Source organism: Tatumella ptyseos ATCC 33301 (assembly GCF_000735525.1).
GTDB lineage: Bacteria > Pseudomonadota > Gammaproteobacteria > Enterobacterales > Enterobacteriaceae > Tatumella > Tatumella ptyseos.
On record NZ_JMPR01000004.1, the window covers coordinates 183,918 to 203,381 of the forward strand.

Consider the following 19,464-nt stretch of genomic DNA (forward strand, 5'->3'; position numbering starts at 1 on the left):
GACGCCAGCCAGGGCGCTGTCACTGCCGCCGACGTCCGGTCCGGGGCCATCCCCGGCTGACAATGGAGATGTCATTATGCCTGTTCTCACCCCCGCCAGTCAGAAAGAACTCAGACAGCTGGCCCTCTGCCAGCGGTTGATTATGCAAAACAGTTATCTTTCCCAGGAAGCCTTGCGCCGTGATCTGAAACGTAACGGCTATGCCCTGATAAGCCAGTCAACCGTGTCGCGTTTACTGAAAATGCTCGGTGCTATCAAAATCCGTAATGGCCGGGGGCAACGGATCTATACCCTTAACCCCCTGTTGCAGTTAGCGCCGCGCGCCAGCAGAACCATTGCAGAGATGGTGATCGATATTGTCTGCAACAATGAATTTATTCTGATCCATACGGCCGCAGGTTATGGCCGTGCAGTCGCACGGATCCTTGATTGTCAGGACCTGGCCCCGGTAATGGGCGTGGTCGCCGGCAGCGATAATGTCTGGATTGCGCCCCGACAGTGCAGGCAGATTTCTGCGCTTTATGAGGAAATCTGTACTCTGCTGAAGGTTCCCTGAATCATCGCTACCGGCCCTGCATTTTATGCCGGCTTCTCTTGTCAGGAATTCTGTGGCCGGTATAATGCGCGAAAATTTTCCGGGAAATCGCATGCCACAGATCATGACACAACATGAGATCCGTACCTGCCCGAACGCAGGTGGCAGCCCGTTTTTTTCCCGCATCAATGTCTATTTCATAAAAAAAGCCCCTGTTTCAGGGGCTTTTTTTTGCCTGTCATCTGCTCGTGCCGAGGATATTACTTATGGCTAACCCCCTCTATCGAAAAAATATTATCTCCATTAATGACCTGAACCGTGATGAGCTGGAGCTGGTTTTAGAGACCGCTGCACGGCTGAAGGCATCGCCGCAACCAGAGCTGCTGAAGCATAAGGTGATTGCCAGCTGTTTTTTTGAGGCATCGACACGTACCCGCCTCTCTTTTGAAACGGCTATCCACCGGCTGGGGGCTTCCGTGGTCGGTTTTTCTGACGGCGGTAATACTTCACTGGGCAAAAAAGGAGAAACGCTGGCCGATACGATTTCCGTCATCAGCACCTATGTGGATGCCATCGTGATGCGCCACCCGCAGGAAGGTGCCGCCAGGCTGGCCACCGAATTCGCCGGTGATATCCCGGTACTGAATGCCGGCGATGGTGCAAACCAGCACCCGACTCAGACCCTGCTCGATCTGTTCACCATCAGTGAAACACAGCAACGGCTGGATAATCTGAATATTGCCATGGTGGGCGACCTGAAATATGGCCGGACCGTCCATTCCCTGACTCAGGCCCTCTCTAAATTCGACAATAACCGTTTCTTCTTTATTGCGCCGGAAGCCCTGACCATGCCTGCGTATATTACGGATCTGCTCGACGAAAAGGGCATTACCTGGTCGCGCCACGCTTCTATTGAGGAAGTGATCCCGCAGACGGATATTTTATATATGACCCGTGTCCAGAAAGAGCGCCTGGACCCTTCCGAATATGCCAACGTAAAAGCCCAGTTTATCCTGCGGGCGGCCGACCTGACCGGTGCCCGTGAGACGATGAAGGTGCTGCATCCTTTGCCCCGCGTGGATGAAATTGATACCGATGTCGATTCGACGCCCTATGCCTGGTACTTCCGCCAGGCCGGGAATGGTATCTATGCCCGCCAGGCATTACTGGCTCTGGTGTTAAATAAAGAACTCACTGCATAACGGGGGAACAGAAAGATGACTCAGGATAATAAATTACAGGTTGAAGCCATCAAATGCGGTACTGTCATTGACCATATTCCGGCCCGTGTCGGCTTCCGGTTACTTTCATTGTTCCGCCTGACAGAAACCGATCAGCGGATTACCATTGGTCTTAACCTGCCTTCCGGTGAAATGCAGCAGAAAGATCTGATTAAAATCGAAAATACCTTTCTGACAGAGGAACAGATCAACCAGCTGGCGCTTTATGCTCCTCATGCCACCGTCAACCGTATCGACAACTATGATGTCGTCGCCAAAAGAGTGCCGGAATTACCTGACAGAATAGAGCGGGTACTGAGTTGCCCGAACAGTAACTGCATCAGCCATAACGAACCGGTCAGCTCATCATTTACGGTGCGTCAGCGGCCACAGGACATTATGCTGACCTGCAAATACTGTGAAAAAGAATTTGCCCGTCATGTCGTCATGGGGCACTGGTAATCATCACTCACCCTTTTATAATGGGGATGCATCCGCCTGAGGGCTGAGTCGTCCTCGTATATTCATTAAGGAGAAGTTATGTCCCGCGTCATCAGTACCGAAAATGCACCGGCTGCTATCGGCCCGTATGTACAGGCTGTCGATCTCGGCAATATGATCATTACTTCCGGCCAGATCCCGGTTGATCCAAAAACCGGTGATGTTCCTGAGGATGTTACTGCTCAGACCCGCCAGTCTCTGGCAAACGTCAAAGCTATTATCGAAGAAGCCGGACTGACCGTTGGCGATATCGTAAAAACCACCGTCTTCGTCAAAGACTTAAACGATTTCACCACCGTCAATGCCGCGTATGAAGCCTTCTTTACTGAAAATCAGTCCGGCTTTCCTGCGCGCTCTTGCGTGGAAGTCGCTCGTCTGCCAAAAGACGTAAAAATTGAAATTGAAGCGATTGCCGTCCGTCGCTGATACCGATAGCGGCTCCTCCGGGAGCCGCTTCCGCACTTTATTTCTCCCCTGTGCTGCCTTCACTACCGTCCTGACACCTTCATTTGCCTTTTTAAGCTTCTTTGTTCTGAATCAAACTCCAATCACTTATTTCACTGAAAATACCACATATAGTGTTTAGAATTATATCTAACACTATATATAGGTGATCTTGATGGATACTATCGTTGTAAAACGGGATGGTTGCAAAGTACCCTTCTGCCGGCAGCGCATCGTGGATGCCATCCGGGCCGCAGCCAGTGCCGCCGGAGTGACCGATCCCGCGTATTGTGAGCAGATGGCCGACCAGGTCTGTGCAGAGTTACTGCAAAACCCGGAGCTGGATATCAGCCGGATCCAGCAGGTGGTAGAAGATACGCTGATGACAGGTCCGTGGCCGGATGTGGCCCGCTGCTATATTGAATATCGTCATGACAGGGATACCCGTCGCGAACAGCGCAGCCAGCTCTACCGGGAGATCCGCGGGCTAATTGAACAGACGAATACGTCTCTGCTGAACGAAAATGCGAATAAAGACAGTAAAGTGATCCCGACGCAGCGGGATTTACTGGCAGGGATCGTCGCCAGACATTATGCGCGGCAGCATATTTTACCGGCCCGGGTGATGAAGGCGCATGACCGCGGAGAAATCCATTTTCACGACCTGGACTACTCTCCGTTCTTCCCGATGTTCAATTGCATGCTGATTGACCTGGAAGGAATGCTGACCCGGGGATTTAAAATGGGTAATGCCGAAATTGCGCCGCCCAAATCCATTGCCACGGCAACCGCAGTGACCGCACAAATCATCGCTCAGGTCGCCAGCCATATTTATGGCGGTACCACGATTAATCGTATTGATGAAGTCCTCGCGCCCTATGTGGAAGCCAGCCTGCAACGTCACCGTGATACGGGCCGGGAATGGCAGGTTGCCGATGTTGAAGCCTATGCCGAGGCCCGGACACGTAAAGAGTGTTATGACGCGTTTCAGGCACTGGAATATGAAGTGAATACCCTGCACACCGCGAACGGCCAGACGCCGTTTGTGACTTTCGGTTTCGGACTGGGGACATCTGCTGCCTCCCGCATGATCCAGACCTCGATTCTGCAAAACCGCATCGCCGGGCTGGGTAAAAACCATAAAACGGCGGTGTTCCCGAAACTGGTATTCGCCATCCGCGACGGGATCAACCACCGGCCCGGAGACTGTAACTACGATATTAAACAACTGGCGCTGGAATGTGCCAGCCAGCGGATGTACCCGGATATTCTGAATTACGACCAGGTAGTAAAAATTACCGGGTCCTTTAAGACCCCGATGGGCTGCCGCAGTTTTCTGGGCGTTTATGAGGAAGAAGGCCGGCAGATCCACGAAGGACGGAACAATATCGGTGTGGTCAGTCTGAACCTCCCGCGGATCGCTCTGGAAGCGGCAGGCGATGAGACGCGCTTTTGGTCATTGCTCGATGAACGCCTGGAGATCGCCCGGCAGGCGTTACTGACCCGTATCCACCGGCTGGAGAATACCTGTGCCAGAGTTGCGCCGATCCTGTATATGGAAGGGGCCTGTGGTGTCCGCCTCAATGCGGATGACAACGTCGGCAAGATATTCCGGAACGGCCGGGCCTCGATCTCACTGGGCTTTATCGGCCTGCATGAAACGATTAACGCGCTGAAAGGTCAGCAGCAGCATCTGTTTGACTCCGCAGAGTTGCAGCAGACAGCCCTGGCGATTGTCAGCCGGTTACGCGCGGCGACCGACTTATGGAAGGCAGAGACCGGTTACGGGTTCAGTCTTTACAGCACGCCGAGTGAGAACCTGTGCGATCGTTTCTGCCGGCTGGATGCTGCTGAATTTGGTGTGGTTCCGGGAGTCACCGATAAGGGCTATTACACCAACAGTTTCCATCTGGATGTGGAAAAGGCCGCCAATCCTTACGATAAAATTGATTTTGAATCTCCCTATCCGGCTCTCTCTGACGGTGGTTTCATCTGCTATGGTGAGTATCCGAACCTGCGCCATAATCTGAAAGCCCTGGAAGATGTCTGGGACTACAGCTATTCCCGTATCCCTTATTACGGCACCAATACCCCGATCGATGAGTGCTATGACTGTGGTTTTAAAGGCGAGTTTAACTGTACCAGCAAAGGATTTACCTGCCCGCAATGCGGCAATCATGAGCCGGCCAGAGTCTCTGTGACCCGGCGAGTGTGCGGTTACCTGGGCAGTCCCGATGCCCGCCCCTTTAATCACGGAAAACAGGAAGAAGTCAGACGCCGGGTAAAACATATGCCCGACGGGCTGGCCTGATCATGCCATGAATTATCATCGCTACTATCCGCTGGATGTGGTCAACGGACCGGGGACCCGCTGTACTCTGTTTGTCGCGGGCTGTGAACATCATTGCCGGGGATGCTATAACCAGTCCACATGGCGGGTGGATTCCGGCCAGCCGTTTACCCGTCAGGAGGAAGACAGGATCATCGCGGATCTTAACGACATACGCATCCCACGCCAGGGATTATCCTTATCCGGCGGCGATCCGCTCCACCCGGCCAATGTCACTGCCGTGTTACAACTGGTGAAGCGCGTCGTCAGTGAATGTCCGGAAAAGGATATCTGGCTGTGGACCGGATACCATTTTCAATGGCTGACCGCTGCCCAGCGCGAAGTCACGCGGCACATTCACGTGCTGGTGGATGGTCCCTTCATCGAATCTGAAAAGGATCTGTCACTCAAATGGCGCGGTAGCCGGAATCAACGGATCTGGTATCTGCGTCAGGCCCGGGAGCCCTGATTGCCCGGGCCGTCAGCAGAGCTTTCAGCGCACACCTTCCCTGCGGGATAGCGGTTTTGCGGCGTTGGAACGGGAATTAAGGTAATTACCGCACGGAATTTCGACATATTTATGCAGAAGCCAGCCACAGAACACACTGACAATGATCGCCAGCACCAGTAACAGTACAGCTTCCGGCGTAGTGTATTTCTCTCCGCCGATCCAGCGGTTAAGCAGCATCAGGAGGGTAAAGTGGATCATATAAAACCCGAAGGAAATATCGCCCAGCCATTGCATCACCGGCCAGTTCAGGAATGAGGTCTTCCCCTGAATATCGCTGACCGCCAGCGAGCCCAGCAATAAAACCAGCGGCAGTAACATCACGAGATTAAAGCTGAACTGGAAAGGAACATATAAATCAATAATATAACTCAGCACCACCAGCGAAAAACTCACGCCGGTACTGATGCGGATAAAATACCCTTCCAGAATAATTCGGGACAGTACCAGGCCGATCACAAATTCGAAAATCCGGGTGATCGGCAATGTATAAGAAAGCCAGAACTGAATTTCACCGATCGGAAAAGGCCAGCCGGAGAGCAGCGGTTCATTATGCGTAAAGTAGTAGATGACGGACTGGCTGATAATCATCCCGGCATAGCAGAGAAAAACGGTGGTCCAGAGTTTGTCTGCCGGTAGTGCTTTTACCCAGCGGAACACAACCGGGAAGAGGAGATAAAACAGCACAATGGCACCGAGAAACCAGCTGGGGGTGTTCCCGCCGATATAATTTTCTACCCTCGGGATCCAGGCCTGCACCAGCAGGACGTTAGGCACCCAGATATCCGGACGATGGATGCTGACTACACCACAAAGTAGCGCTATCAGCATGACGACCACATTCATCGGATAGATTTTCGCCAGGCGCCGCCGGTAAAAACGCAAAGGGTGATCGACCGGACGGGATGACCAGCCCATCACAAAACCGCTGAGAATAAAAAACAGGGAAACGCTGACCCAGCCTGAAATGCTAAAGATAAAGGAATATACGTCACTGACACGTGGGCTGGCAAAGGGTGCCAGTATGGCGTTGAGTGAAGAGTGGAAAAAGAATACTCCGATGGCTGCAATAAAGCGGATACCGTTCAGGGAGGTCAGGTTGGGCAACATGCCCTTTTCGTTACGCTGAACAATATGGTGTGCAGTAGATGGCTGAGATGAGTGTATCGGCAATGTCTCATTGTGCATATATCCCCCGGGTAAAACAGAAACCGTTAGATAACACGTTAATTTTAATAAATTAAATTAACGTATAATATGGACTGGTTGTCTCATGCAAGTGAGGAGCTTTAACGCGCTTATCTGACAGTAATTCCTTATGATGGCTCTGAAGCATTAAGTGCAGAACGGGTATTCACTTTCATACTGCCGGCCTTCACTATGGTTCGCCAGCCCTGTTAATTGCAAGCAAAAATGATTAAAGAAATTAACATTTCTTGTCAGTGTTTTTAATTTATCACCCGCAACGGGTATTCAGATATCCGAAAATTAACGCCGGGGGATAGCCGGAATCAGCACAAAAAGGATCAGAATAGCGGAAGGGAATGGCGTCCTGCAGACGCCATGAATGGTACTCAGGAAGAACGGGACCAGTGGACTTTTTTTCCGAAACCCAGAGTGTTATCGGTCATCTTCAGTTCATCCAGCCGTATCTCCCATAACGGGGCTTTCATCGCCCGGGCAATCGGAAAATGTTGCTGATAACAGGCCAGCGCCTGCTTTTCCCTTTCACCTTCAGGACGGAATATCTCTCCCGCATACTGGATGCCCTGAATCTTCATGACAGAACGGGTGGGTGTGGTCACCGTACCTGCGACACGGGGGTTGAGGCGCATTAATTCACCGTGCCGGGTGGTCTCCTCCGTCATCAGCCAGAACGCAATGCCGGTTTCATCCAGCACATAAAAGCAGTTGGCTGCCCATAAGGTGTCACCGCTACCGGTACAGAGTGTCAGCACATGGTTTTTTTTCAGATAGTTAAGGCAATGGTGCAGATCCGACATAGGCATCCCCGGGTGATGAAATCATGACATTCGCAGACATTGCGCGCTACACTGCCCGCTCTGAACTGAACAGGATAATTATCAGGATGGAAAATCGCTGGTTTCTTTATATGGTGCGTACAGCCACCGGTGCGTTGTATACCGGGATTACTACCGATGTCGCACGGCGATTTTTACAACATCAGCGCGGTACAGGTGCGAGGGCGTTACGGGGTAAAGGTCCGCTGACGCTGGTATTTCAGTGCCCTGCCGGTGACCGGTCACAGGCATCACGACTGGAATACCAGGTAAAGCAACGGACCCGGGCGGATAAGCTGTTACTGGTCAGCGACCAGCCCGCCGACCTGTCACCCTGGCTTATCGATCACCCGTAAAACGGCGCGGAAAGCTGTAACTCGCCGGCTTCATCCCCGACCGGATCGTTCGCCAGCGGATAAATAAGCAACGTCTGCTGCCGGTTATCGGCCGGTAACTGATAATGCAGTTTTTCACCCGGCCGGAACCCGACCTGTGTCAGGCAGGGCAGGTTTTCTCTGGCAACCACAGCCCCATAGCCAAACTCATTCAGGGTATCCAGGGCTTCCCGGACCAGCTGTTCATCAAGCGCAAGTGACCGGCAGGCGGCATCGATAGCCAGAGGAGACAGTAGCACCCAGCCTTTGTCTTCTCCCGCCAGAGTGACCGGGCTGAAGGCTGCATATCCCAGAATCTGGCCTTCGTCATCGGTAGCCACCATCCCCAGGGTCAGTAACCCCTGCTCACGTAGCTGTCTGACCCGTTCCGCTTCCTGCTCTGAGCCGAAGCAGTTTTTCAATAAACGGTCGATGCCTGGCGCATCAATACCAATTTCAGTCCGAATTAGCATGAGTTCTCTTCGCGCACCGTTATTACGCTGGCGTCCTGTGTCATTCCTGCTTCTGTAAATGCAGCCAGATGCTGCAACCCCTTAAGTAATATTGCCGGCATAGATTCGGGCTCGATAGCATCCATCAGGTTTTTTACTGCCAGTCCTAATTCTGTATCGCCTTCCACAACCAGCCGACGCTGAAAGAATAACATATCCGGGTCTTTCCGGCCTGCCGCGAGTAAAATCAAATCATTAGTATCCGCACGAAACCAGACATCCGCGTCCTGCCCGTCAGTGATCATAATCCGGTTGTTTTCCAGCGTCATCACCCACTTCAGCCGCAGGTCACGGATATCAATGCCCAGACGGCGCTGATGCAGAAAGTCAATGTCACCGGCCGTGATCAGCTGCCGGTATTGCCAGTTTATCAGTTGCCGTAATAAGGCCTTTTTACAGGAGAAAGGAACCAGACCTAGAGGCCCGGCCAGGAGGTTCGGCATTTCACTGACCAGATGATGATGTAATCGCTGCAGCATATTTTTCCTCAAATCGGTAGTAGGAAGACGGCTGCTATTTTAACTATCGCTGCGACAATTTTTGTGATTAACCCGCCATACACTGCCCTGTATCAACTTTTCGGTGGATAAATTTCCCTACACTTTTCTCCCTGGTCTTTACAGGGAGAACGCTATGGAACTGCTGTGCCCGGCGGGAAATTTACCCGCGCTGAAAGTCGCCGCAGATAACGGGGCTGACGCTGTCTATGTCGGCCTGAAAGATGATACCAATGCCCGCCATTTTACGGGGCTTAACTTCACACCTGTCCGGCTGAAAGAAGCGGCCCGGTATCTGCATCAGCGAAAGAAAAAGCTGCATGTCGCGGTCAACACGTTCGCTCATCCGGAGGGGTTCAATCGCTGGAAACAGGCAATTGATATTGCCGCAGACAGCGGCGCGGATGCACTGATCCTCGCCGACCCCGCCTTGCTGGATTACGCCTGTACCCACCACCCGACCGTGGAGCGGCACTTATCGGTCCAGGCGTCAGCCACCAATACCGAAGCCATTCTCTTTTATCAACGTGAGTTCGCTGTTCATCGTGTCGTTCTGCCGCGCGTCCTGTCATTACACCAGGTCCGGCAACTGGCGCGGGAAACCACCGTCCCGCTGGAAGTCTTTGCCTTCGGCAGCCTGTGTATTATGGCCGAAGGACGCTGCTATCTTTCTTCCTGGATGACAGGTGAATCCCCGAATACCGCGGGTGCCTGCTCACCGGCCAGATTTGTTCGCTGGCAAACCACCAGGCAAGGCATGGAGGCCAGGCTTAACGAGGTGCTTATCGATAGCTATCCGCCACACGAAAATGCAGGTTACCCCACACTCTGTAAAGGACGCTATCAGGTTGACGGTCAGTGCTACCACGTGCTGGAAGAGCCCACGAGCCTGAATACGCTGGCCTTACTGCCGGAACTGCAAAAGATGGGTATTGTCTCGGTAAAAATTGAAGGACGACAGCGCAGCCCCGCCTATGTCAGGCAGATAGCGACCGTCTGGCGGCAAGCCATCGACCACTGTCTGAAATCTCCGGCGACCTTTAATGTCGACCCGCGCTGGATGCAGCAACTGGGTGAACTGGCGGAAGGTACGCAAACCACACTGGGTGCTCTGCACCGCCAATGGCAATAGGAAACAACCATGAAATATTCGCTCGGGCCGGTGTTGTGGTACTGGCCGACAGAAAAACTGAACACCTTTTACCAACAGGCCGCCAGCAGTGACGCGGACATTATCTATCTGGGGGAAACCGTCTGCAGTAAACGCCGTGCGACGTCATTTTCTCAATGGATGGAGATGGCAAGGCCGTTGGCGGCGGCCGGAAAACAAGTCGTTCTCAGTACACTGGCCTTATTACAGTCACCTTCTGAATTGAAAGAGCTGAGACGCTATGTGGATAACGGCGAATTTATGGTGGAAGCGAATGATATGGGCACCGTTAATCTGGCGGCTACCCACAGGTTACCTTTCGTCGCGGGTTATGCGCTGAACATCTATAATGCCGCCAGCCTGAAAATACTGCTGAAACAGGGTATGGTGCGCTGGTGCATGCCGGTAGAACTTTCCCGCGACTGGCTGAAAGCACTGCTGGAAGCGTGTGAGCGGGACGGCTTCCGGGATCAGTTTGAAGTGGAAGTGTTCGGTTACGGTCATTTGCCGCTGGCGCTTTCAGCACGCTGCTTCACTGCACGTTCAGAAAACCGTGATAAAGACCACTGTGAAACCTGCTGCCTGCGTTACCCGCAGGGCCGTCAGGTATTGTCACAGGAAGGACAACCGGTCTTTGTGCTTAATGGTATCCAGACCCTGAGCAGCTCTTGTTACCATCTGGGTAATGAACAGCAGGCAATGCAGTCCCTGGTCGATGTACTGCGGTTATCTCCGCAGGATCAGGATACCCCCGCCTTAATCAGCGAATTCCGCAACCATCTGCACATAAAGACACCTTTTACGCTGGATAAACGAACGTACTGTAATGGCTACTGGCATCATATCGAGGGTATGGCACTGGGCACGACCTTAGGGGCACAATCCGCGTAGGTATTCGCCGTTGAAAAAAGCTACATTCAGGGGGATGCTTTTCAGCATCACCCTGCTGGCGACGGCCAGGTGCTTCGGTATGATAAAGGTATACTTATGTCCCGTCTCAAACCCTTTAAGCTTTCTGTATTAGATCTCTCTCCGGTCCCGGCTCACGCTTCTGTACAGGCTGCATTCGCCAACTCACTGGCGTTAGCAAAATATGCGGAATCCGCGGGATATCACCGCTACTGGCTGGCCGAACACCATAATATGACGGGCATTGCCAGTGCAGCAACGTCAGTACTGATTGGTTATCTGGCAGCCAATACCAAACACCTGCGCCTGGGATCAGGCGGAGTTATGCTCCCCAACCATTCCCCGCTGGTGATTGCTGAACAGTTCGGGACGCTGGCAACCCTTTATCCCGGACGAATTGATCTCGGGATCGGCCGGGCGCCAGGGTCAGACCAGCGCACGATGATGGCCTTACGCCGTCATATGTCAGCCAGTCATGAAGAGAATTTCCCGCAGGATATTGAACAACTGATCCGCTGGTTTGATGCGCCGGCAGGCAGCCATTTTGACGTTCAGCCGGTGCCCGGAGTCGGGTTACAGATCCCGGTATGGTTATTAGGCTCCAGCCTCTATAGCGCACAACTTGCTGCGCAGCTGGGCTTGCCGTTTGCTTTTGCCTCGCATTTCGCCCCGGATATGCTCGCCGACGCACTCACGCTCTACCGCGAAAAATTCAGACCTTCCGCCCGGCTGGCGGAACCCTATGTGGTTATCGGAGTAAATGTGATTGCGGCGGAAAGTAAAGCCAGAGCGCGCTTCCTGTTTACGTCACAGCAACAGCAGTTTATTAACCTGCGGCGCGGTATGCCAGGCCCCCTGCCCGAACCGGTAGAAACCATGGAGCCGCTCTGGTCACCGGCAGAAAAATACGGGGTGGAGCGTGCATTAGGAATGTCACTGGTCGGTGATCAACATTCGGTCACGCAGGGGATGGCTGCCTTACAGCAGCAATATCAGGCTGATGAGATCATCGTTAACGGTCAGATTTTTGACCCTGATTCCAGAATTTATTCCTTCTCTCTGGCGATGGCGGCGGCACAGTCACTGATGCAGTAATGCAGACAGGTATTCCGGAGACAGTTAAAAAAAAAGCGAGGGGATAATCCCCTCGCTTTTTTATTCAGGATAGCAGGCAAATTCAGAGAATGATCTGTCTCTGCCCGTCCTGCGGATTAGTACTCGCGACGACGCGGAGCCGGTGCTGCACCGTCTTCACGACGCGGGCCACGGCCTTCACGGTTACCGCTGAAAGAACCACGGCCACCACCTTCGCGACGGTCAGAGAAACGACGTCCGCCGCCTTCACGACCACCTTCACGGCCACCATCACGACCGCCACCACGACGTGGTTCACGGGACTGTGGCTGTACATCACCAATCAGTTGCATATTCATCGGTTTGTTCAGAATACGCGTCTTGGTGAAGTGCTGCAGGATTTCACCCGGCATACCTTTCGGTAACTCAATCGTTGAGTGAGTACCGAACAGTTTGATGTTACCAATGTAACGGCTGCTGATATCACCTTCGTTGGCAATAGCACCAACAATGTGACGTACTTCAACACCATCATCACGGCCAACTTCAATGCGGTACATCTGCATATCACCCACATCACGGCGTTCACGACGCGGACGGTCACCACCGTCACGTTCACGGTTACCACGACGGTCGTCACGACCACCACGATCACTACGCTCATCACGGTCACGGAATTCACGACGCGCAGGACGAGGGACATCAGCAGGAACGATCAGCGGACGTTCACCCTGAGCCATTTTCAGCAGAGCTGCGGCCAGAGTTTCCATATCCAGATCTTCCTGAGGAGATAATTTCTCCAGCAGTGCACGGTACTGATCCAGATCGCTGCTTTCCAGCTGCTGCTGAACACGTTCAGCAAATTTCGCCTGACGACGGGTACTCAGCAGTTCCGCATTCGGCAGTTCTACCTCAGGGATAGTCAGCTTCATGGTGCGTTCAATGTTACGCAGCAGACGACGCTCACGGTTCTCTACGAACAGAAGAGCGCGACCCGCACGACCCGCACGACCGGTACGGCCGATACGGTGAACGTAAGATTCAGCATCCAGCGGGATGTCGTAGTTCACGACCAGGCTGATACGTTCAACATCCAGACCACGTGCAGCAACATCGGTTGCAATCAGGATATCCAGGCGACCATCTTTCAGGCGCTCCAGAGTCTGCTCACGCAGTGACTGGTTCATGTCACCGTTCAGGGCAGCACTGCTGTAGCCGTTACGCTCCAGCGTTTCAGCCACTTCCAGCGTTGCATTTTTGGTACGAACGAAGATGATTGCAGCATCAAAATCTTCAGCTTCCAGGAAACGCACCAGCGCATCACTCTTACGGCCATAAGCAGTCCAGTAAGACTGGCTGATGTCAGGACGCGTAGTCACGCTTGACTGGATACGCACTTCCTGCGGATCTTTCATAAAGCGACGGGTGATGCGACGAATCGCTTCAGGCATAGTCGCCGAGAACAGCGCAGTCTGATGGCCTTCAGGGATCTGGGCCATAATAGTTTCTACGTCTTCGATAAAGCCCATGCGCAGCATTTCGTCAGCTTCATCCAGTACCAGACCACGCAGGTTGGACAGATCCAGGGTACCGCGTTTCAGGTGATCCAGCAGACGGCCAGGTGTACCCACAACAATCTGTGGTCCCTGACGCAGAGCGCGCAGCTGGACGTCGTAACGCTGACCACCGTACAGGGCCAGGACGTTTACACCGCGCATGTGTTTAGAGAATTCATTACAGGCTTCGCCTACCTGTACCGCCAGCTCACGCGTTGGCGCCAGCACCAGGATCTGAGGTGCTTTCAGGGCAGGATCAATGTTGTTCAGCAATGGCAGAGAAAATGCCGCTGTTTTACCACTACCGGTCTGAGCCATACCCAGGACATCACGACCTGCAAGCAGGTGTGGAATACAGGCAGCCTGGATTGGTGATGGTTTAACGTATCCCATGTCATTCAGCGCAGACAGGATGGATTCGTTAAGGCCCAGATCGGAAAAAGTGGTTTGAATATCAGTCATGTAGTACACGTGCCTCTTAGATTACGGCGGCCAGTCTACATAACTCGTCATGAAAACTTTCAGTTATTTTCATTGAAAAGTGTGAACCGGCTCAAATTAGAAGTTTTTGACGAATAAAACACCCCTCACCCCGAAGGATGACAGGAAAAAAAAAGGGTGTCAATTTTCGTCAGCTATTGCTGGTCAGATTCTGATAGGTCGTCTTGTGCCTGGCCGAGTTCTGCCAGTTCCAACAATGCGTATCGGTGTTCAACAAAGTTATTCACATTGTTGGCAACCGCCAGTTTGAACAACGCTTCTGCGTTGTCCTTCTCCCCCAGACTTAGGTAGTACTTACCTAAATAGAAGTTGGTTTCACTGAGATGTTCAGCGAGCGAGGTGTTATCCGTTGCATCTGCCTGTAGTCGTTGCATCAGTGTTTTCTCACTGATATCGCCCAGGTAGAACTCGACAATATTCCATCCCCATTGATCTTTATTCGCAGAGTCATAACGCTGTCTGAGCGCGACTTTCGCTTTTTTCGCATCAATCTCACGTTCTGCGAGATAGAGCCAAAGCGCACGAAACGGATCATTAGGATCGTCTTGATAAAACGCCAGCAGATCATCTTGCGCTAACTTGTATCGTCCACCGTAGTAGAGGGCGATACCTCGGTTTAAATGCGCATAATTGTAAGTTGGATCAAGCTCTAGTACAGAATCAAACGCTTCATAGGCAGAATCAAAATTACCTGCCTCGGTTAAATATATGCCAAGATAGTTAAACACTTCCGGCATATCTGGTCTTATAGACAATGCATGGGAAAAATCGTTCCGTGCAAGTGCCCGCAGACCAAGACTATCATACAACACTCCGCGCTCATATAAAAGCTGTGCGCGTTCATCATCTGTAAGGGCACCAGTGGCAAGTATTTGTTCCATCCTTGCCAGAATCACTTCCTGTTGCAATGTGGGTTGCAAAGGGACAGCAAGAACTTCATTCTGACGCCAGTTGTCAGAGCTGCTGCATCCTGCAAGCACTAAAGCTGCTGCAACAAAACCCCAACGCAAATAAGGCTTCATTATCCCACTCCCGAATACAAACATTAGGATGAATATCCTTTCATCCGCCTGCCGTGCAAAGGAATCCTGCCCTCGCGATAACATAAATCCTTCCCCCTGAATACTCAGAGGGAAGGATAATCATCGGACGATTAACCAGCGTCAGCCGGGTTCGCCGCGGTATTTTCTTCTGCCTGCGGCTTTTCAACCGCTTCTTTGATGCTCAGGCGGACACGACCCTGACGGTCGACTTCCAGTACCTTAACCGGTACTTCCTGACCCATCTGCAGATAGTCTGTCACTTTCTCTACACGCTTATCAGCGATCTGAGAAATATGTACCAGACCTTCTTTACCGCCACCGATCGCAACGAAAGCACCGAAATCAACGATACGGGTCACTTTACCGTTATAGATACGACCCACTTCGATTTCTGCGGTGATTTCTTCGATACGGCGAATGGCTTCTTTCGCTTTGTCACCGTCGGTTGCAGCGATTTTCACGGTACCATCATCTTCGATTTCGATGGTGGTGCCGGTTTCTTCGGTCAGGGCACGGATCACAGAGCCACCTTTACCGATGACGTCTTTGATCTTATCCGGGTTAATACGGATAGTGTGAATACGCGGTGCGAATTCAGAAATTTCAACACGTGCGGTGCTGATAGCCTGTTCCATGGTGCCCAGGATGTGCAGACGCGCACCCTTAGCCTGGTTCAGTGCAACCTGCATAATTTCGCGAGTGATACCTTCAATCTTGATATCCATCTGCAGGGCAGTGACACCCTCACGGCTACCGGCAACTTTAAAGTCCATATCGCCCAGGTGATCTTCATCGCCCAGAATATCGGACAGTACCACGTAACGATCACCTTCTTTTACCAGACCCATCGCAATACCGGCAACGGCAGCTTTGATAGGAACACCGGCATCCATCAGCGCCAGAGAAGCACCACAGACAGAAGCCATTGAAGATGAGCCGTTTGATTCTGTGATTTCAGAAACAACACGAACGGTGTACGGGAACGCATCCTGTTTTGGCATGACTGCCAGCACACCACGTTTCGCCAGACGACCGTGACCGATTTCACGACGCTTAGGCGAACCAACCATTCCGGTCTCACCGACAGAATATGGAGGGAAGTTGTAGTGGAACAGGAAGCTGTCGGTCTTCTCACCCATCAGCTCGTCCAGGTTCTGTGCATCACGCGCAGTACCCAGTGTCGCGGTAACCAGCGCCTGAGTTTCACCACGGGTAAACAGCGCAGAGCCGTGAGTACGTGGCAGAACACCGGTACGGACATCCAGACCACGAACCATATCTTTTTCACGACCATCGATACGTGGTTCACCGTTCAGGATACGAACACGTACAACGTCTTTCTCAATGGCATGCAGCAGATCACTGATTTCGCCTTCGTCCAGCGTTTCGTCTTCTGCCAGTAATGCTGCAGTCGTTTCGCTCTTGATCAGGTTAACCTGCTCGTAACGTTCCTGCTTCTCAGTGATGCGGTAAGCATCGCTCAGACGGCTTTCAGCCAGTGCAGCAATACGTGCATTCAGGGCTTCGTTTGCCTGCTCTGGCTGCCAGTCCCAGCGAGGTTTACCCGCTTCAGCCACCAGAGATTTAATGTTCTCGATAACAACCTGCTGCTGCTCGTGACCAAACACGACTGCACCCAGCATCTGCTCTTCGCTCAGGATATCCGCTTCTGATTCAACCATCAGTACGGCATTTTCTGTCCCGGCAACCACCAGATCCAGACGGGATTCTGCCATCTCATCACGGGTCGGGTTCAGAACGTACTGGTCATTGATATAACCTACACGTGCCGCACCGATTGGGCCATTGAAAGGAACACCTGACAGAGACAGTGCTGCAGAGGCACCAATCATCGCAACGATATCCGGGCTTACCTGTGGGTTAACGGAAACCACGGTCGCAATGACCTGGACTTCGTTAACAAAACCTTCAGGGAACAGCGGACGTACCGGACGGTCGATCAGACGAGCGATCAGGGTTTCACCTTCACTCGGACGACCTTCACGGCGGAAGAAGCTTCCCGGGATACGACCGGCAGCGTAAGTACGCTCCTGGTAGTTCACGGTTAACGGGAAAAAGTCCTGGCCTGGCTTCGCTTTTTTCTGACCGACGACGGTCACAAAGACACAAGTGTCGTCAATGCTTGCCATTACGGCACCGCTCGCCTGGCGAGCCATCATTCCGGTTTCCAGAGTGACCGTATGCTGGCCATACTGGAATTTACGTACAATCGGATTCAGCAAAATTTAGATCCTTTAATTTTATCAGACGCCGCGTTCGGGCTGCCTGAATTTTGGTTTTGATCTTTTGTGCATCCTCGCGACTAATGACAAAGCTCACGTCCCGATACTCAGGGCGGATAAGGTTTCTCATTAGCCGCGCGAATCGTGCAAATAAAGATCACTCACAGTAACAATACATGAGTTTTAACAGAAATACTGCCAGTCACCCAAAAAAAGGGGCCGTAAAGGCCCCCTTTTCGCGAAACTCGCTCAAATTTTTTCGCCGGAAACAGAATGATACCGAGGCACAATTCTGGCCCTGGAAAAAATTCGTCAGACTTAGCGACGCAGACCCAGGCTTTCGATCAGGCTGGTGTAACGTGCAACATCTTTACGCTTCAGGTAGTCCAGCAGCTTACGACGCTGGGAAACCATGCGCAGCAGACCGCGACGGCTGTGGTGATCTTTTTTGTGCTCAGAGAAGTGACCCTGCAGGTGATTGATCTGAGCAGTCAGCAGAGCAACCTGAACTTCAGTTGAACCGCTGTCATTAGTACCACGACCGTATTTAGCAACGATCTCTGCTTTAGCTTCTACGCTTAGAGACATAATAAACTCCAGTATATGTTTGATTTCAGGTCGCCGATCTCTAATTCAGCTTCCCACTTTAAAGCCGCGCCATTCTACTCTGCGCCAGAGATGAGTGCAAATAACTCAGTCGAAATTTTCAACGACCAGTCGGCGCGGCGCAACACGGCCCTGATCATCAATTTCTGCCATGCCGATGAATTTTTTAGCCTCACCTTCACTGACACGCACCAGCCCGTCAGAAGGCGCTCCGGCTATCTGTACCGGCTGTCCCAGTTTAAACCAGTAACTGACCGATTCAGGCAGATTCACTAACGGATAATCCGCGGCCGGGCTATCCATAGGCATCAGTAACGCATCCAGCGGCGCGGTATTCACCTGCCCTTGCTCATCCGGGGTGGCCAGTGCCTGTAACTGTTCCAGAGTCACCATATTATCCATCGGATAACGGGCGACCTGTACGCGACGCAGCATAATGACATGCGCTCCGCAGCCCAGCTTTTCACCCAGATCATCGATAATGGTCCGGATGTATGTCCCTTTCGAACAATGGATTTCCAGCTCCAGTTCATCACCTTCATGACGGATAAACTGTAACTCGTATACCGTGATCGGCCGCGGCTCGCGCTCGACAGTGATCCCCTGGCGGGCATACTCGTACAGCGGGCGTCCCTGATGCTTCAGTGCAGAGAACATCGAAGGGACTTGCTGCGTATCCCCGCGAAAGCTTTCCAGCGCCTGAGCAAGTTCGTCTGCAGAAAAGGTCACAGGACGCTCTTCAACGACGTTACCATCGGCATCAGACGTATCTGTCCGTTGCCCCAATCGGGCAATAACACGGTAACGCTTATCAGAGTCCAGCAGATAACGGGAAAACTTGGTCGCTTCCCCCAGACAGATGGGTAACATCCCCGTCGCCAAAGGGTCAAGCGCACCGGTGTGCCCGGCACGATTGGCGTTATAAATACGTTTTACTTTCTGCAGCAGGTCATTTGAGGAAATACCGGTGGGCTTATCCAGCAACAGTACCCCGTGTATATCACGACCACGGCGACGGGGACGGCCCATCAGTCCTCCTTGTTCTCTTCTGCAGTATGACCACGACGTTCGTTGTCGTTTTTGACCACGCTTGAGACCAGGTTAGACATCCGCATCCCCTCAACCAGGGAATTATCATAGAAGAATGTCAGTTCAGGCACGATACGCAGACGCATCGCTTTCCCCAGCAGAGTACGAATAAACCCGGAAGCATCCTGCAGGGCTTTGACACCGGTTTTTACTGCGTCTTCGTCTTTGTCATTCAGGAAGGTCACGAAGACTTTGGCGTAGGCCAGATCCCGGGAGACTTCAACACTGGAGACGGTGACCATCATTCCAAGACGTGGATCTTTGATTTCACGCTGAATGATCAGGGCAATTTCTTTTTGCAGTTCCTGAGCCACACGCTGAGAACGACCGAATTCTTTTGCCATAATATTTT

General features: G+C 52.3%; 21 protein-coding genes. 10 read left to right on the forward strand and 11 right to left on the reverse strand.

What is annotated here, in order from left to right:
* The first annotated feature begins 76 nt into the window (after positions 1 to 76).
* From GTPT_RS00885 to nrdG, 6 genes are all read left to right on the forward strand, one after another.
* Positions 77 to 556 (forward strand): arginine repressor, encoded by a 480-nt coding sequence (locus tag GTPT_RS00885; protein WP_025903887.1) that lies wholly within the window; start codon positions 77 to 79, stop codon positions 554 to 556.
* Positions 557 to 801: 245 nt separating this feature from the next.
* The gene (pyrB, locus tag GTPT_RS00895; protein WP_025903885.1) at positions 802 to 1,737 is read left to right on the forward strand and encodes an aspartate carbamoyltransferase; all 936 of its coding nucleotides are present in this window, start codon (positions 802 to 804) and stop codon (positions 1,735 to 1,737) included.
* Positions 1,738 to 1,752: 15 nt separating this feature from the next.
* Positions 1,753 to 2,217 carry an aspartate carbamoyltransferase regulatory subunit gene (gene pyrI, locus GTPT_RS00900; protein ID WP_025903884.1) on the forward strand — a complete coding sequence of 155 codons (465 nt, stop codon included), beginning with the start codon at positions 1,753 to 1,755 and terminating at the stop codon, positions 2,215 to 2,217.
* Between the two features lie 78 nt (positions 2,218 to 2,295).
* The gene (gene ridA / locus GTPT_RS00905) at positions 2,296 to 2,682 is read left to right on the forward strand and encodes a 2-iminobutanoate/2-iminopropanoate deaminase (RefSeq protein ID WP_025903883.1); all 387 of its coding nucleotides are present in this window, start codon (positions 2,296 to 2,298) and stop codon (positions 2,680 to 2,682) included.
* Between the two features lie 193 nt (positions 2,683 to 2,875).
* Positions 2,876 to 5,011, forward strand: a complete 2,136-nt coding sequence (gene nrdD / locus GTPT_RS00910; RefSeq protein WP_029989732.1) for an anaerobic ribonucleoside-triphosphate reductase — start codon at positions 2,876 to 2,878, stop codon at positions 5,009 to 5,011.
* Positions 5,012 to 5,018: 7 nt separating this feature from the next.
* Entirely contained in the window at positions 5,019 to 5,498 is a 480-nt protein-coding gene (gene nrdG / locus GTPT_RS00915) for an anaerobic ribonucleoside-triphosphate reductase-activating protein (protein WP_029989731.1), read from the forward strand.
* A 24-nt stretch (positions 5,499 to 5,522) separates the two neighbouring features.
* Here the strand turns inward: nrdG and GTPT_RS00920 are convergent, their stop codons facing one another.
* Together GTPT_RS00920 and GTPT_RS00925 are read right to left on the reverse strand one after the other, a co-directional pair.
* Positions 5,523 to 6,725, reverse strand: a complete 1,203-nt coding sequence (locus GTPT_RS00920) for an acyltransferase family protein (protein WP_051170705.1) — start codon at positions 6,723 to 6,725, stop codon at positions 5,523 to 5,525.
* A 386-nt stretch (positions 6,726 to 7,111) separates the two neighbouring features.
* A complete protein-coding gene (locus GTPT_RS00925) occupies positions 7,112 to 7,540 on the reverse strand; it encodes a YhbP family protein (protein WP_025903879.1) in 429 nt (142 codons plus the stop codon).
* An 86-nt stretch (positions 7,541 to 7,626) separates the two neighbouring features.
* Between GTPT_RS00925 and GTPT_RS00930 the strand changes: the two genes are divergently transcribed.
* Positions 7,627 to 7,914: a GIY-YIG nuclease family protein gene (locus GTPT_RS00930; protein ID WP_025903878.1), complete on the forward strand. Its 288-nt coding sequence runs from the start codon at positions 7,627 to 7,629 to the stop codon at positions 7,912 to 7,914.
* Here the strand turns inward: GTPT_RS00930 and GTPT_RS00935 are convergent.
* Both GTPT_RS00935 and ubiT read right to left on the reverse strand, forming a co-directional pair.
* Positions 7,905 to 8,405: a GNAT family N-acetyltransferase gene (locus tag GTPT_RS00935; protein ID WP_025903877.1), complete on the reverse strand. Its 501-nt coding sequence runs from the start codon at positions 8,403 to 8,405 to the stop codon at positions 7,905 to 7,907. The genes GTPT_RS00930 and GTPT_RS00935 overlap by 10 nt on opposite strands.
* Complete coding sequence (ubiT, locus tag GTPT_RS00940) at positions 8,399 to 8,923, reverse strand: ubiquinone anaerobic biosynthesis accessory factor UbiT (protein ID WP_025903876.1); 525 nt, start codon at positions 8,921 to 8,923, stop codon at positions 8,399 to 8,401. The genes GTPT_RS00935 and ubiT overlap by 7 nt, the downstream gene beginning before the upstream one ends.
* A 154-nt stretch (positions 8,924 to 9,077) precedes the next feature.
* Between ubiT and ubiU the strand changes: the two genes are divergently transcribed.
* From ubiU to GTPT_RS00955, 3 genes are all read left to right on the forward strand, one after another.
* Entirely contained in the window at positions 9,078 to 10,073 is a 996-nt protein-coding gene (gene ubiU / locus GTPT_RS00945; protein ID WP_029989729.1) for a ubiquinone anaerobic biosynthesis protein UbiU, read from the forward strand.
* A gap of 9 nt (positions 10,074 to 10,082) precedes the next feature.
* Positions 10,083 to 10,982 carry a U32 family peptidase gene (locus GTPT_RS00950; RefSeq protein WP_029989728.1) on the forward strand — a complete coding sequence of 300 codons (900 nt, stop codon included), beginning with the start codon at positions 10,083 to 10,085 and terminating at the stop codon, positions 10,980 to 10,982.
* Between the two features lie 96 nt (positions 10,983 to 11,078).
* Positions 11,079 to 12,095 (forward strand): luciferase-like monooxygenase, encoded by a 1,017-nt coding sequence (locus GTPT_RS00955; RefSeq protein WP_029989727.1) that lies wholly within the window; start codon positions 11,079 to 11,081, stop codon positions 12,093 to 12,095.
* 116 nt (positions 12,096 to 12,211) lie between these two features.
* On the opposite strand, the gene GTPT_RS00960 is transcribed toward GTPT_RS00955, so the two are convergent.
* The 7 genes from GTPT_RS00960 to rbfA form a co-directional block, all read right to left on the reverse strand.
* Positions 12,212 to 14,092 carry a DEAD/DEAH family ATP-dependent RNA helicase gene (locus tag GTPT_RS00960; RefSeq protein WP_029989726.1) on the reverse strand — a complete coding sequence of 627 codons (1,881 nt, stop codon included), beginning with the start codon at positions 14,090 to 14,092 and terminating at the stop codon, positions 12,212 to 12,214.
* Between the two features lie 16 nt (positions 14,093 to 14,108).
* Positions 14,109 to 14,165, reverse strand: a complete 57-nt coding sequence (gene yrbN / locus GTPT_RS18020) for a protein YrbN (protein ID WP_111678723.1) — start codon at positions 14,163 to 14,165, stop codon at positions 14,109 to 14,111.
* Between the two features lie 100 nt (positions 14,166 to 14,265).
* On the reverse strand, positions 14,266 to 15,153 hold the full coding sequence (gene nlpI / locus GTPT_RS00965) for a lipoprotein NlpI (RefSeq protein ID WP_025903871.1): 888 nt from the start codon (positions 15,151 to 15,153) through the stop codon (positions 14,266 to 14,268).
* Positions 15,154 to 15,284: 131 nt separating this feature from the next.
* Positions 15,285 to 17,417 carry a polyribonucleotide nucleotidyltransferase gene (pnp, locus tag GTPT_RS00970; protein WP_025903870.1) on the reverse strand — a complete coding sequence of 711 codons (2,133 nt, stop codon included), beginning with the start codon at positions 17,415 to 17,417 and terminating at the stop codon, positions 15,285 to 15,287.
* Between the two features lie 318 nt (positions 17,418 to 17,735).
* Positions 17,736 to 18,005 (reverse strand): 30S ribosomal protein S15, encoded by a 270-nt coding sequence (gene rpsO / locus GTPT_RS00975; protein ID WP_025903869.1) that lies wholly within the window; start codon positions 18,003 to 18,005, stop codon positions 17,736 to 17,738.
* A gap of 105 nt (positions 18,006 to 18,110) precedes the next feature.
* Positions 18,111 to 19,052 (reverse strand): tRNA pseudouridine(55) synthase TruB, encoded by a 942-nt coding sequence (truB, locus tag GTPT_RS00980; protein WP_025903868.1) that lies wholly within the window; start codon positions 19,050 to 19,052, stop codon positions 18,111 to 18,113.
* Entirely contained in the window at positions 19,052 to 19,456 is a 405-nt protein-coding gene (rbfA, locus tag GTPT_RS00985; protein ID WP_025903867.1) for a 30S ribosome-binding factor RbfA, read from the reverse strand. The genes truB and rbfA overlap by 1 nt, the downstream gene beginning before the upstream one ends.
* Positions 19,457 to 19,464 lie beyond the last annotated feature (8 nt).